Origin of the sequence: Flavobacterium glycines (assembly GCF_900100165.1) — a bacterium.
Classification (GTDB): domain Bacteria; phylum Bacteroidota; class Bacteroidia; order Flavobacteriales; family Flavobacteriaceae; genus Flavobacterium; species Flavobacterium glycines.
In genome coordinates this window covers 1,605,418-1,620,810 of record NZ_FNEO01000001.1, presented here as the reverse complement: position 1 = coordinate 1,620,810, position 15,393 = coordinate 1,605,418, and the positions used below count along the sequence as shown (strand labels likewise).

The following is a 15,393-nucleotide window of genomic DNA, read 5'->3' as shown; positions in this document are numbered from 1 at the left end:
TACTATTCAACTAATTAACGGTAAATCTGATTATCTGAGAAAAAGAACTACTATTACTATCCGTAGACTTCACTCTCCAATAATACACTCCGCTACTAACATTTACAGTAGCCTGTGTTGTAGTTATATTAGTTAATTCGGCAGCTGGCGTTTGTTTTCCATCAACCTTATCAATATAAACGGTATATTTTAAACTATCACCATTTGCATCTGCACCAGCCCATTTTAAAACAATTTTACCATCAACCGGTATTACTATTTTATCCTGAATTGGCGCTAAAAGATCAGCCGGAAAAGGGGCAAAATTAGAAATGCTTTCGCCGGCCGAAGCATAAAATTTCCAAATTGAACTTTTATTGATGATTTGCTTAGTTAAATTATCTCTGGAAGAAACCGTCCATGAAAAAGGGACTTTTTTATCCAAAGTAAGTTTATAAGAAGTGGTTTTAATATCATTCTTAATCAAAACCACTTTGTTAGTATTTAAATTGGTTACCGTTAATACATAAGTTTCATTATCACTTGTTGACAACCACGACAACGTTACTTCGCATTTTGTTGTCGAAGTAGAAACTCCTTCGCAAGTAGAGTTATCGAAAGGAGTTGCCAGATTTAACTCTCCCACAACAGGAACACTTGTTTCATTATTATCACTACTGCAAGCAGTATTTAGAATCACCAATGAAAGCACAAAATATATCAATGATTTTCTCATTTTTTTACAATTTTAAATGTTTTGCTAATTGTTTTACCTTCTAATTGCACCATGTAAACACCTGAAACATACGATGTCAAGTCCATACCAATATTTCTATTCTCTTCAATAGATTTCACACCATCATACAATTTATTTCCTGCAATATCGAAAACCCTTACTGTTACCTGATTGTCATCACCAGCCAAATAAACATTAAGAGGACCCGTAGTAGGATTTGGGAAATATTGAACATCTTCAGAAAGGAAAATAGTTTCATCGTAAGTTCCCTGACATTCTAAATCAGTACTAACTGAAACCGTATTCAATCCAGATACTAACTTAGCACTATACTCTGATGCAGAAACAGTTTCTTCTACACCGTTTACAGTTACTTTATAAGTTGAGGCCCCTTTTAATACCAGTTTAATTGTACTCGAATTTTTAGAAACGAAAGAATTAATTACAATTTTCTCCGGCTCTACGATTCTGACTTCAAAACATTGAGAATAATTTGGAATACTCGGAGTTGAAAAACACACATTATAAACTCCGGCAGGTAAATTTTCAATCGTTTTGGTATAACCATTTACTGTATCTAAAGTCAGATTTGTTGAATTTACAGTTACATTATAAATCAATGTTTGCTCATTTGATGAAACCGTAATCGAACCATTACTCATTCCGTTACAAGTAGCACTATTTACTTTTACTGCGAAATTATTACTTGGTAAACTTGTAATTGTTTCCAGTAAAGGGAAAGGATCCCAACCATCAGTACCTTTAGTAAAATTGAATGGTTTAATTTCTGTACCATCTGTTAGCACCGGAGTTGTTATTACCTTGGACCAACTTGCACGATTTCCTGAATTATTAACCCCTGATTTTTCAATCGTGCTATATTCATAAATATTATTAGATGTTCCACTTAAAGAATTACTCCAACCTTCCGGCGATATTAAAGACAAACCTTCTGAACCGGTATAATTTGAAGTTTCAATTGTCGCTTTGTAAACCACAACTTCACTAGTATTTGCCGCCCAAGGACGTCCAAAATAACCCGGTTTTGCTCTGTATATTGAAGCTGATTCAACACCAGGTTCGGCAGAAGTTACTTTACATTCATATAATAAATACCCTCTTCCGCTACTTTGTTGTGGTGCGGTTAGATAGGCTGCATCTCCCGCTACATCACTCACATTCATAGCAAAGTCGGTTTTATAGAATACTGCTGTCATTCCTCCAAAGATATAATCTACAGCACCCATCATTACTCCTTTGTAAATAGCAACTCTGGAACCTTGACCACCATAGAAAGAATCCTGACGACCAATTACCCTGCAATTCTTTAAAATAGTTTTATCAACTCCATTCGGAATTCCAATTGCAGCCGCTCTTTCAACAAAGCTTCTGTTTTGAACCGCAGTATTTCCGTAATCTGTAGGACGCAATCCTTTATTTCCTACCGCCCACATTACCACTTTGTCCTGTGATTCTTTTTTAGAAATATATTGATTGAATGAGTTTTCGAAAATAATATTCTCGGCCTCAAAACCATTAGCTGCAATTACCGCTGTAGCATCCCAATAAGAACCATTAGTAGTACCACTTACATTTTCGTAAGTATAACTATTATTAGCTTTATTTACTGCTAAAACATCTGCATTCCATTTGTTGTCATTACCCTGACTGTAATAGCTGTAACCATAACCATAATAAGAAGTGATACGAACAGCATTAGCATCAATATCCACTCCTTTATTTTTCAGGGCGATACTTGGTGTACTTGAAGCATTTTTAAAAGTTACATTTGGACTGTTAACTACAATCATTTCTTCATAGTTACCCGGATCGATAACTACAGTAACTCTTTGTGAAGAAGTACGTACCATTTTTGAAATAGTCTTCAAAGCTGCATTAATAGTTTGATAATCTTTATCAACACCCACAGTAATTACCGGAGCATAAGGAACAATTGTCTCCACTGAAATTTCAGTAAAATAAGTAGCTCCATTTACAGCAATTGCAACATTTCCAGCTGTAGTTCCTGGATAAATATATTCAACTTTTTCTAAAAGCGTTGTACTGTTACTGCTTGTGGTAACAGCAGTTCCTCCAGCTATAGAGAAATTTGCAGCATAATAATAAGTAACTATTACTTTTTGATTTGGCTGTACCGGAACACTTAAAGTCGAAGCAGTCGAAGCAAGCAAATGACCTTTAGCAATTTCGTTGGCAACAGAGCCTGTAAACAACATTCCTTTGTAACTGGTTGTTGCACTAGTAATTACTTTATCATCAAATGACCAAACAGTCACTGGCTTAAATGACAACTCTTTAGAAACTGCAGCATTTGAAACTACTAAATTAGAAGTCAATGCCAATTCCAATGGATAATCATCCAAACCAATTGCAGCAACAGAATAAATCCCGTTACGCAAATTAATAGTATTAATATCAGTAAACGTATAGCTTACTCCCGCTTCATTGATATTGGTAAATTTCACACCTAACTTAGTCAATTGAGCTGTCGTTAAAGCTGGTGCTGTAATCGTAACTTTATACTTTGGTTTCAAAGTAAAGGCAACATCAGCAGTTGTATTTGCAGAAGCTGTAATAGTATTTGCTAAAATCTCATATTCATTAACTCCAGTAGCTGAAATTGTATATGGAACTCCCGCTTCTAATTTTACAGAATACTGAGCTGTAGTTTTATTCACAACCGGAGCAGGCACATAAGTACTATTTGCTGAAGGATTCGGAGTATATTTCAAAACTAAATTAGCTATATCAGTTCCTAATCCGGTAACATTTCCGGAAACAGTGTACAACGTAATTTTAGTAATAGCAATATTATTAACTTTTGCATCTACTGTTACTGCAAAAGTATCGCCCGATGTAATCAAATAACCATTAGCATTTCCAATACTTAAAGTATAAGTATAACCAGCAGGAACAATTACATTGTATTTTCCATTAGTCACAACGCCATTCCAGCTTTTCCCCGCCTGATTAGTAAACACTACTGTATAACCAGCAGGAATATCAGCCGCTTTAGTGATATCAATAGCACCTGAAACAGCAACATAAGTAGCCGGTTTTCTATACACACGATAATAGCTTGGTTTATTTATTTGATCATAAATTTTATAAACCCCTGCCTTTTTTGCTACAAATTTATAATCCGTAGTTGTAGTAGTTGTTTCTACTAAATCTGATTGCACTGTAGCATCAGAAAGATATACAAAGTTTAATTTACCGGCAGCATCCGAGTTTGCTACTACAGTCAACTCATCATCTTCTTTAAGATTGAAACTTAAGTAACGACCAGCCTGAGCTGAACCATTTACATAAATTCTTCCTGTATAACCTGGAGTTGCTCCTGAACCTACATTAGAATCATATCTGGTCAAAGCCGTATTTGAAGTTCTAAGACGGTCATTAGTTCCTCCAACCCATCCTAAATCACCTGCTGTAAAGGAAGCAGGCATCACATTAGTTGTATTGGCTGAACCTACCACATAACTTGAAGGATACCAGGCATTAATTGCTGTTACATCCAATTTATTGTTATAAATAGTGGCATCCAATTGTTGTGCACCAAAATCCCATACGTCAGTTTTTTGAACTGCAGCCGCTGATACAGTCAAAGTAGCTGTAATACTTCCGGCTGTATAGCTTGAAGTTGCCGCCTGATTAGCTGTAATAGTAGTTGAGCCTTCTCCAATAATAGTAACTGTACTTCCACTAACTGTAGCAACATTTACATTACTACTTGTATACGTAAAGGCACCTGTGCTATTTGAAGTAGGAGCTGTTAAAGTAAATACTGCATCCCCCACAGCTTTAGCAGGAACACTAAAATTAGACAAGGTCGGAGCCGGAGCCGTTGCTGTCACAGTCAATGTTGCTGTTATACTTCCAGCCGCATAAGTTGAAGTAGCTGCCTGATTTGCGGTAATAGTCGAAGTTCCAGCACCAACAACGGTAACTGTATTTCCACTTATGGTTGCCACAGCTGTATTACTACTTGTATAAGTAAATGCACCAGTACTGTTAGATGTAGGAGCTGTCAATGCAAACGCTGCATCACCCACAATTTTATTTGGTACAGTAAAATTAGATAATGTTGGCGCTGTCAAAGGCACCGTCACTGTAAATGTTGCTGCAATACTTCCTGCTGCATAAGTTGAAGTAGCAGCCTGATTTGCCGTAATTGTAGCTGTCCCTGCACCAACAATTGTAACCGTATTACCGCTAATTGTTGCTACACTTGTATTGCTACTTGTATAAGTAAATGCACCATCACTTGTTGAAGTTGGAGCCGTTAAAGTAAAAGCAGCATTTCCTACTTGTTTATTAGCTACACTAAAATTAGATAAAGCCGGAGCTGTTAAACTTACTGTTGAGGCAGAAGCCGCTTTTCTTAAAATTCTAAAGAAACTCGTTTTACCATTTGAATAAATTTTAAAAGTACTTGTACTCTTCGCTTTAAATACCGCTGTAGTAGTTAAATTAGCTGCTAAAATACTCAAAGTTTCTGTTTGTGTTGCCGGATTAACTTCATCAACAAAACTAAGCGTTGCATCAGCATCTGTTCTGGTAATGATAGTTACTTCATCGTCTTTATCCAATGCAATTCTCATATATCTGTTAGTTGGCACTCCAGAAGAAAGCGTAGGCGTACCATTGCAATAAACCCTTCCGCTATAACCCGTTACCCCTGCAATATTCTCATCATAACGTGTTATACTTGTATTTGTAGTTCTTAACCTGTCACTTGTATTACCAACCCATGACAATGCTCCTACTGTAAAACTTGTAGGCATCGTATTAGAAGTACTTATCGAACCAGCAACAGTAGTACCAGGATACCATCCATTAATTGTACTTACATCCAATTTATTATTGTATTGTGTTACATCTAGTTGCTCTGCAGCAAAATCCCAAACATCAGTTTTACTTACAGCTGAAGCAGTAACTGTAAATCCTACCGAAATACTTCCGGCAGCATAAGTTGAAGTCGCCGCCTGATTGGCTGTAATCGTAGCTGTACCTGCGCCTACAACAGTAACAGTATTACCACTAACAGTTGCTACAGCCGTATTACTACTGGTGTAAGTAAATGCACCTGTACTGTTTGAAGTAGGAGCTGTTATTGTAAAAGCAGCATCACCCACCGTTTTATTTGGAATCGTAAAATTAGACAACGATGGTGCCGGATTAGCTGCACCAGGTGCCACCGATAGAGTAGCACTTATACTTCCAGCTGCATAAGTTGAAGTTGCAGCCTGATTGGCTGTGATTGTAGCGATACCTTCTCCAACAATTGTAACTGTATTACCACTAACAGTTGCAACACTTGTATTACTACTTGTATAAGTAAATGCACCAGAACTATTAGATGTTGGAGCTGTCAATGTAAAAGCTGCATCTCCAACTGTCTTATTTGGCACAGTAAAATTAGATAGTGTTGGTGTTATTAATGAAGAAGTTGCATAAGCCGTTTTTATATAATATAGATTGGCAGTATCCCCTTTTGTAATGGTATAACTTCCTGCAGCAAGATTAGGAATTGAAACTATTCCGGAACTTGCTGTATAAGAAGTTCCATTAAGTTTAATTGCTCCTGCAAAAGTAGGATCAAAAACCAAGGTCAAAGTAGAAACTCCTGTAGTTGTATAACTAATAGTTGTAGCTGATTCAATTTTCAAGCGAGCCGTCAAATCTACTCCATCGTAAGACTGAACTCCGTCTGTTGAATTCATATTTCCAACAATGGTATAGAAAGAACTCGTTTTACCAGAAACAGTAAAATTATGAATTTCACCACCCGAACTTGTACCCGGTGTTACAACTGTAATATTCCCTGAACCAATTGCAGGATTTCCATTTACACCACTTGTTGTTATTGAAAAAGAAACATTAGCTGTTGGTGTTCCTGAAACAGTTATAGTTTTGGCAGTCGCATCTTTTACAAAAGTAATTCCTGATGCTGGCAAACCAGAAACGGTTGCATCTGTTGCATCCCCTCCCCAGGTATATACAATATTTGCAATTGCCGAACCTGTATTAACAGTTTGATTGGTATTTGAAGTCGATGTTAAAGTTTGACTAGAAACTACAGTCTCTCCTTGTACCGCCACTAAACTAGTAACATAATTAGTAACAGCCGATTTAAGAGCATCAATAATCAAATAAGCCGAATCATCAGCACTGTTATTAAAAGTCCATTTAAAGTCACCTCCTCCTACACGACCTGCATATTGCATAACTTTAGCTTTAGCTGCAGCAGGAGCATCCGTAACCAGGTTTTTTACATATAAACTCGCATCAGTATCGAAATTGTTATAAACATTAGCTCCGGCAAATGATTTTACCGTATTTGGTACCTGCTCACCTCTTGTAGCAGCTACATAAGCATCAAAATCAATTGTCGAACTTATTTTACCTGAAATATTATATAAAGGATTTGTATCACCGTAGGCTACAAATCGCATATCATTAGTACCTAAATCAGCATCAAAAGTATTATTAAATGCTTTAATCATGCCTCCGTCTTCACCTGAAAAAGTTCCCATATTAGCAGGGTCATTAGCTTGTTTTGAACTACTCCAAACATCAGTACCCTGCAAAGAAATCATCATCGGGTGTTTCGCATTTCTATAATAATTCCCTTCTACAAATAACGAAGATCCCATTGTAGAACCCGCTCCGTATTTTGCAATACCATCATAATAATTATTATAAATATGTGCCGAATAAAAACGTACACGCGGATGACGTGAATCCGAATGATCAAACCAGTTGTGGTGATAAGTTACATACAAACCAGTAGTAGTATTTTCACTTAATCCTAAAAGACTCGCTTTCCCATTATCCCAGAAATGATTATAGGAAAATGTACAATAAGTAGAAGTTTTATTATCTAATGCACCATCACCCTTTATTTGATCTGCATCACTACCCGCATTACCATAAAACAAATCGTTATTATGTATCCAGATATGATCATTATCCTGCTGCATTCCTATGTTATCTCCGGCAGTACTATTAACATTCATAGTAGCCAGATTTCGTACTTCAATATTAGAAGCCGATTTCAATCGCACTCCCCATCCATTACAAACAGCGTCATTTCCAACACCTTCAATTGTAATAGAACCTGATGCATTATTTTTATTTTCAATTACCATGTCACCACCATCCATTACGCTCATATCAGTAACATTACCAATCAAACGCACTATTAATGGTCTATTATCCATACCTTTCTTAAAACCATAAAGAATATTTTGAATACCCACACATGGATTGGTTGTCGCACCCGTAACATTTAACGAAACTGTATTTTTGGTATTTTCTGTCACATAAACGATTACAGCATTTGCTTTTGGAGTACCATCCATATTGTATCCTCCCGGGATACGCCCACCCTGAAAAGCAAACCCATTTCGGTCATGGGCAAGTACTGTAAGACTTGATGTTGTTGCACCTGCACCTTCAACTCCTGAAACTACAGGTTTTACAGTAACAGTATAAGTTCCTGCTGCAAGTCCTAAAAGATCAGCACGAAAATAAGTTCCGTAACTGCGAATTAATTGGTTGTCGATTTTTTGATTAGTTATACTATTACCGCTATAATATACATTATAACTCTGCGCCCCGGAAACGGGTTGCCATTTCACATAAGCAGATTCTAACCATCCCACGGATTCAGTAATAGTTACTGTTTGCGCACACATTTGCAGAGAAGCAAATAGGATGGTCAAGTAAAGTAAAATTTTTTTCATAATTTTGGTTGGTTTTAAATGATTTAACTCGATACGTCGTTTGAAACAGCTTACTAAATCGGGAAATACTGGTACTATTTTCCGATTTTTTTTGTCTCTTTATTTAATTAGATTTCACTTCATATTTAAATTGATTTAACAGTTACTATTTATTTCTCTATTTTTTCAAAACAAATTGCACTCAGTAAACATTAGTGTTTAGAATGTGTTAAACTTATGTTAGAAAAAAAGTTTTTTAGGGTGACAGCTTTTATAAAAAATTTTATTTATTTTTACACATAACAAAAAAAAACTAAGTTTTTATTTTACATTTTACACAATGTAATCCATTACAAAACGAATAATTCTTATTTACAAATGTCATCTCACAAAGATTTAAAAATATTTGAAAGCCTATACAAAGAGCATTTCACCTATTTATCTTTAGTTTCTTTTAACATAACTAAGGATAAAGATGTGGCGAAAGATGTTGTGCAGGACTTTTTTATTTATTTATGGGAAAAAGAGGCAGCGCTAAATTTTACTATTTCGTTTAAAGCTTATGCTACCAGAGCAGTAAAAAACTTAAGCCTCCAATATTTGGAAAAACACAAAACAATCAGTTTAGAAGACAACAAAAAAATTGTCCTTCCTAAAATAGAAGAACAAACTACGTTTGAAAAAGCGGAAGAAAACAAACAACCTAAAATTCTCACCTTAGTTGACAAAATCCCTCAGGCCCGAAGAGAGATTTTTGTATCACATGTAGTAGAAGGTCACAGTTATGCCGAAATTGCAGAAATGTATAATATATCGGTTAATACTGTAAAAACACAAATGAAAAGGGCTTATGCTTTCTTAAGAGAGTTTGAAAATACAAGTACATTATCTGCAATACTGTATTTCTTATTTAGAAATTAAATTAGCTAAATTATTTATCACAAAAAACAAAGTCGGGATGTTACAATAATAAGTAATATCCCGACTTTGTTTTCTATGATACTCATCTGTGAAAAAAAACTATTTCACAGAACTTGGCACACCTATTTTGTCACCAATTACAATTTCGTTTACGCTAATATTTTTAGTATTAATCAACGTCATTGCGTTTTTAGCTGAGTTTACAGTAATTCTATCCAAAACTACATTCTCGACTTTCTGTTCCGGAAAACCTTCGATAATAATAGCCGCATTGGAAGCAGCCTCACAACTCACGTTTGAAATTGAAATATCAGATATTTTAGAAGGATACAAACCACTGCCTTCTCCGTGATAATTAGCGGTCATATAAATACAATCCTCAACTTTTCCTAAAGCAATATTGGAGAAATAGAGATCTTTAACATAACCCCCTCTGTCGGAATTGGTTTTTATATAAATCCCCCTTTTCAAATAGCCTCTGGCTTTGCAATTATCTACAAACACATTGCGAACACCGGCTGACATTTCACTGCCAATAACCACAGCATGCAAACCTTTGAATTCACAATTTCTGATAACAATATTTTCAGAAGGACTATGTGCATTTGAACGACCTTCGTCATCACGTCCTGCTTTTATAGCCACATTGTCGTCTCCATTATCAAACTGAACTTTCTCGATTAAAATATCGCTTGAATATTCCGGATCCACTCCGTCATTATTATTGTTTTGGGCATCATATTTTAATCCGCGAAGGGTAATGCTTCTGGATTTTAATAAATGCACACACCAAAACGGAGAATCTTCAATTTTTACATCTTCGATTAAAATATTTTTAGAATTGACAAACTGTATCAATTGCGGTCTTAAAAAATGTCCGTCACCAAAAACACGTTCTTTTACAGGAACATTTCTATGATTCATATCTCTGCTTAACTGCTTGTCTTTTTCCTCAAGAGGTTTCCATTTTATCCAGGTATTCTTAGCTTCTCCATCAATTATTCCCTTTCCGGTTATGGCAACATTTTCTACATTATTTCCATAAATCAGCGGACTATAATTATACAACATGGTTCCTTCCCAACTGGTTAATACCAAAGGATAATCTTTTGGATTGGAACCAAAACGAATTTTAGCCCCAGCTTCCAGATGCAATCTCACATTACTCACAAAATGAATTGGACCATTAATGGTATAAACACCTTTAGGAACAATGATAGTTCCTCCTTGTTTTTTAAAACAGGCTTTCATTGCCTTATCAAAAGCTGCCTTACAATTGGTCACCGAATCTCCTTTGGCCCCTAATCGCGTCACATCAACCTTATAATTAGGAATTGAAGGCAACTGAATACCACTAACAATTTTTTCTATTTCAACTGCCGTATTTTTAGGAGCTGTTTGCGCCAAAAGCATATTGAAAGATGACAAAATCGTGACGAAATAAAAAGTAATTTTTTTCATGCTATTCAGTATTAGTTTTTACTTAATGTGTTTTTTCAAATCCAAATCGGTTTTTTTCAATTCGGCAATAACCAATTTTGAAATCTCTGTTGCCCCTAATAATGACAAATGGGTATCGTCGTGTTTTTCGGTTTTATAAAAAGCACTTTCTCCTGCATTAAAATGCAAATGCAGTTTTTTAGAACCTTCAATGCCATAAGATTCCTCCAACAACTCGGTTAAATATTGCAAATCGATAAACGGCACTTTATAATCAGTAGCTACCAAACGAGCTTCCATTGGATACATACCATGCGTATCTACCAAAGTACCTTCTGCATTAAAATTTCTTCTTACGATAGACGAAAATAAAACAGGAGTCGCTCCTTTAGCACGAGCCTCGGTTACAAAGCGAATCAAATTTTGGCGATAAGCCGTATGTGGATTAGTGTAAACGCCGGGTTTATTTTCTTTTTCATCATTATGCCCGAATTGGATAAAAACATAATCCCCTTTTTTCAAAGTTTCCAAAATAGCATCCCAACGTTTTTCGTTGATAAAACTGCGGGTACTTCTACCATTTTGCGCTCTGTTATCCACCACAACACTATTATCAAAAAACTGCTGCAAAACCTGAGCCCAACCATGTTCTGGGTTTTCATTCGGATTGGATTTATTAGCCATTGTCGAATCGCCAATAGTATAAACAGTTGTTTTTTGTGCAAAACAACTTGTAGCTATCAATAAGAAAAGGAATAATTTAACTCTCATAATTATTTAAAATTTGAATACCAATTTAATTTACTGTTTGTACCTCCAAGAATTTTATCTAAAGTATACTCTTTAGCTTCTGTTTTTGTTAATTGATGTGACCAGGCCGCTCTGCTTTCCGGTTGAAATCCCGGACCGGAGCAATTGTATTCTGCATAAAAAGAAGCTTTTTCAGCTTCAGCTTTAGACCAGTTATCCCAACCTTCTTTCCTGATGTGTTTCCCCATTTCGCAATTCAGATAGACCGTTTTAGCATTGATCCTCCATGGACGTCCCAAATAAACTTCAGTTGCTTTTTCACCCGCTGTCAATTTGCAATTCATAAACACAAAACCATATTTAGAACTCTCCGGAGTAGAAGCTGCTGTTAGATAAGCATTACTTTTGGCATGAATATGGCAATTTTCAAATACCGCTGTTGCGCTGCCAAAAATAAAATCCACAGTTCCTTCGATAAAACAATCTTTATAATATTGCTTAAATCCTTCTCCCGAAACATACAATGTATCCTGATTTCCTAACAAAATACAATTAGAAACTACTACTCTGTCTGCCTCTACAGATAAAGCTACAGCCTGACCTACAGGACCTGCAGTATTTTGTATCGTTAAATTACTGATTTTACAATCATTCCCTTCAACTAAAACTGTTGGTGTCAAAAAAGTACTATTGCGACCTAAGTTGATTTTCCCAAAATAATCATCAAAAGTAATTATCGTTTTCTCTTTGCTTTCGCCAATTAAAGAAATCTTTGTGTTCCATTCCGGAATTCGCACTTTTTCATGATAAATTCCGTTTTTAACCGTAATCGTTACACGTTGGTATGGAAAAGCAGGTGAATTGTATATCGCTTCCTGAATACTGCCATAATCACCGCTGCCATCCTGGGCAACTATTATATTATATTCATCCTTGGGAGCTTTCATTCCCGTTTTTGGAGCTGATTTTATTTCAGTTGAAAGCTTTTTTTTCCACTTATCATAAGCTTTCAAAACCTCTTTAGGTTCATTGGTATACCAGGAATAACCATTTCTTCTTTCATCTCCAATTTCAGACAATGAATACTTCTTAACTCCGTCTCTGTCACAAAAGAATGGTTTATTATCATCTAATTCCATAAAACGAGCCCAAAGATCCGGAGCCGCTGTATCAGCAACCATTTTCTTATCTGTTATTTTACCATCTTTCAGAACCCTGTCTTCTCTCAAGCCGGTAATTTTTACTTTTTCAAACCAAGCCACTGCCGCTTCAACCGCAGTAATTACTTCTTTTGATGGATTTTCGATTGACATTAACAACAACACAATCTTAGCCGATTCTTTCCCACTCAAAGATGGTAATTCATAAGCGCGCGCCTTAGCCGGCAACAAAGTAGTTTCGTCATGCTGGGCGCACCAGGCGGTTAAAACCCCGTTTTGTTTGTATTGCGTTTTTATAATACAATCTATTCCTTTATCAAAAGCAATTTTAGCTTTAGCAACAATTTCATCTGATGATTTTATTGAATAAAAATCGGTTTTATCCTTAATCTCTTTCAAAACCATTAGAATTCTAGCCATCGAATCATCATTATAAGTAATATGCGTATAATAGCCTTTTTTCAAAGGGTAAAATTGCGGCCATCCTCCATTAGCATATTGTGCGGCTAACAAATAATCCAATCCCATAAGAAAGGCATTTTTATATCTTTCGTCCGGCTGTTGTTTATAGATTTTAGAAAGAAAAAGCATTTCCTGAGTGGTGGCATTATTATCGGTAGTACAACCTTCTGTTGAAGATTTAAGAGCCTGCAATTCTTTCTTTTGAGCATCAGAAAGCGGCTTTTGAATTTGAATATTCTTTGGCCATCCTCCTATATTTCGCTGATACAGCAATACATTTTCGGCAACTGTTTTAGCTTCGGCTGAAGCATACCAAGCATCATTATTCATACTTGTAATACTGCTCCAGGATTTATCCAAAACCTGAGCCTGTAAATTTATAGTCGAAACTAAACCCAGAAAAAGGGCAGCAATTATCTTAAAAAAATTATTCATCATTTATTTATTTTGTAAATCTAAACCAGTCGATAGCTATACTTCCGACATCGTTTATAGTTCCTTCTCTAAGTGCTGTAAAACCTAATTTGGCTCCAATCCATTTTCCTTCACGGGATTTAAAATCTTCGCCTAATAGCTCAAACTTTTTCCCATCAGTACTATAAAAGAAACTGCATATTCCGCCTTCTTTTACTTTCACCTGAAGATAAAATGATTTATCCCCTAATTTCACAGCTTTATTTTCGGTTTCCACGCCTTTTTTATCGGCATTTTTACAAGTTACCTGAGAGATGTATAACTCCCCTTTTTGCTGTTTTACCTTCAACATGCTGTAATCCAAACCTAAAACTACTAAACCAACACTTTCTCCGTCAAAACGTGCATTGAAAGTCATTTTTGCAGTAGCAGTAAATTCGTTAGCAGGGAATTTTTGCAATAAAATATTTGGAACATCAAATAAATTCACTGCTTTTTCAGGCATTGGACGACAAAACATAGTATAATATCCCATTGATGTAGGCATTCCCCAATACACCTGATAATTAGCATGCCATTGCCATTGCAAGCCTAATTTTGGAGTATTAAACTCATCCGAATCCGGCGGAGTCATTATAGGATATATTTTTCCAACATTCGGTTTTTTATAGGTCAAAACAGGTTCGCCTTTTCCGTCTTTGTCTTTATCCATTCCTATAACAGGCCAGTCATTCACCCATTTCATAGGTTGCAGATGTACAATTCTTCCGTAAGCTCCTTTGTCCTGAAAATGAAAAAACCAGTCTTCACCTGACGGAGTATCTACCCAAGCTCCCTGATGCGGACCGTTAATAGGTGATTTCCCCTGATCCATTACTTTTCGTTTTTCATAAGGTCCAAAGATATTTTTAGAACGCATTACTGTTTGCCAACCTTTAGGAACTCCTCCTGCCGGCGCAAAAATGTAATAGTAGCCGTTTCGTTTGTACAACTTAGGCCCTTCAACAGTTGCTTCATCCAAATGTCCGTCAAGAACCATAACCGCATCATCATTAGCCACTGTACCTTCAGAATTCATCGTACAAACAGCCAGCAAACTCTTAGCTCCTGCCCTGCTTCCCGCAAAGGCAAAACCTAAATAGGCTTTCCCGTCTTCATCCCAAAATGGGGCAGGGTCTATAATCCCTTTACCTTCTTTCACTAATAATGGCACTGACCAAAGCCCTTTCGGATCTTTAGTCTTAATCATATAAATTCCGTAATCAGGATCAGGATAATAAATATAAAATTCTTCGTTGTGATAGCGAATACAAGGCGCCCAAACTCCGTTTCCATGTTGCGGTTTGTCAAAAACGTCAAAAGGAGGTTGTTTTGGAAGGGCATAATTCACTAATTCCCAATTCACCATATCCTTGGAATGCAAAATAGGCAAACCCGGAATGCAGTTAAAAGAAGAGGCCGTCATATAATAATCCTCTCCCACACGAATCGCATCAGGATCCGAATAATCGGCATGTAAAATGGGATTTTTATAAGTTCCGTCACCGTTATCGGCTACCCAAACTTTGGAATATTCGGTTGATTTTTGAGCAACTGCAAACTGACCAGACAACAATACTAATCCTATTGCCGCTACTTGATTTAATAATTTCATTGAAGATATAAAACTTGGTTGGTTACTATTGGGCTAATAAAAAAGTGCTGTTACAGAAAACCATTAAAAAATTAAGATATAATTTCTCTTAATTTCTTAATGGTTTAATTAGCATTCAAACGATAA

The 15,393-nt window shown here is 36.0% G+C and carries 7 protein-coding genes; 1 reads left to right on the top strand and 6 read right to left on the bottom strand.

From position 1 onward, the window contains the following. Positions 1–10 precede the first annotated feature (10 nt). Both BLR17_RS06465 and BLR17_RS06460 read right to left on the bottom strand, forming a co-directional pair. A complete protein-coding gene (locus tag BLR17_RS06465; RefSeq protein ID WP_066326675.1) occupies positions 11–715 on the bottom strand; it encodes a hypothetical protein in 705 nt (234 codons plus the stop codon). Continuing rightward, positions 712–8,487 carry a T9SS type A sorting domain-containing protein gene (locus tag BLR17_RS06460; RefSeq protein WP_083189255.1) on the bottom strand — a complete coding sequence of 2,592 codons (7,776 nt, stop codon included), beginning with the start codon at positions 8,485–8,487 and terminating at the stop codon, positions 712–714. Before BLR17_RS06460 ends, BLR17_RS06465 begins: the two co-directional genes overlap by 4 nt. Positions 8,488–8,844: 357 nt before the next feature. Between BLR17_RS06460 and BLR17_RS06455 the strand changes: the two genes are divergently transcribed. Next, the gene (locus BLR17_RS06455) at positions 8,845–9,387 is read left to right on the top strand and encodes a sigma-70 family RNA polymerase sigma factor (protein ID WP_066326678.1); all 543 of its coding nucleotides are present in this window, start codon (positions 8,845–8,847) and stop codon (positions 9,385–9,387) included. A 99-nt stretch (positions 9,388–9,486) separates the two neighbouring features. On the opposite strand, the gene BLR17_RS06450 is transcribed toward BLR17_RS06455, so the two are convergent. From BLR17_RS06450 to BLR17_RS06435, 4 genes are read right to left on the bottom strand one after another with little or no spacing between them, the layout of a single operon-like run. After that, positions 9,487–10,848, bottom strand: a complete 1,362-nt coding sequence (locus BLR17_RS06450; protein WP_083189257.1) for a glycoside hydrolase family 28 protein — start codon at positions 10,846–10,848, stop codon at positions 9,487–9,489. A gap of 18 nt (positions 10,849–10,866) precedes the next feature. Beyond that, the gene (locus tag BLR17_RS06445; protein WP_066326679.1) at positions 10,867–11,598 is read right to left on the bottom strand and encodes a rhamnogalacturonan acetylesterase; all 732 of its coding nucleotides are present in this window, start codon (positions 11,596–11,598) and stop codon (positions 10,867–10,869) included. 2 nt (positions 11,599–11,600) lie between these two features. Further along, a complete protein-coding gene (pelA, locus tag BLR17_RS06440) occupies positions 11,601–13,637 on the bottom strand; it encodes a pectate lyase (RefSeq protein ID WP_083189259.1) in 2,037 nt (678 codons plus the stop codon). A 4-nt stretch (positions 13,638–13,641) separates the two neighbouring features. Beyond that, positions 13,642–15,267, bottom strand: coding sequence for a glycoside hydrolase family 43 protein (locus BLR17_RS06435; protein WP_066326681.1), 1,626 nt, complete (start codon positions 15,265–15,267; stop codon positions 13,642–13,644). Positions 15,268–15,393: the final 126 nt, after the last annotated feature.

Bases quoted from the DNA above. Each gene is read 5' to 3' on its own strand.
- BLR17_RS06455 (WP_066326678.1), top strand. From the start codon at position 8,845: ATGTCATCTCACAAAGATTTAAAAATATTTGAAAGCCTATACAAAGAG.
- BLR17_RS06465 (WP_066326675.1), bottom strand. From the start codon at position 715: ATGAGAAAATCATTGATATATTTTGTGCTTTCATTGGTGATTCTAAAT.
- BLR17_RS06435 (WP_066326681.1), bottom strand. From the start codon at position 15,267: ATGAAATTATTAAATCAAGTAGCGGCAATAGGATTAGTATTGTTGTCT.
- BLR17_RS06460 (WP_083189255.1), bottom strand. From the start codon at position 8,487: ATGAAAAAAATTTTACTTTACTTGACCATCCTATTTGCTTCTCTGCAA.
- pelA (WP_083189259.1), bottom strand. From the start codon at position 13,637: ATGATGAATAATTTTTTTAAGATAATTGCTGCCCTTTTTCTGGGTTTA.
- BLR17_RS06445 (WP_066326679.1), bottom strand. From the start codon at position 11,598: ATGAGAGTTAAATTATTCCTTTTCTTATTGATAGCTACAAGTTGTTTT.
- BLR17_RS06450 (WP_083189257.1), bottom strand. From the start codon at position 10,848: ATGAAAAAAATTACTTTTTATTTCGTCACGATTTTGTCATCTTTCAAT.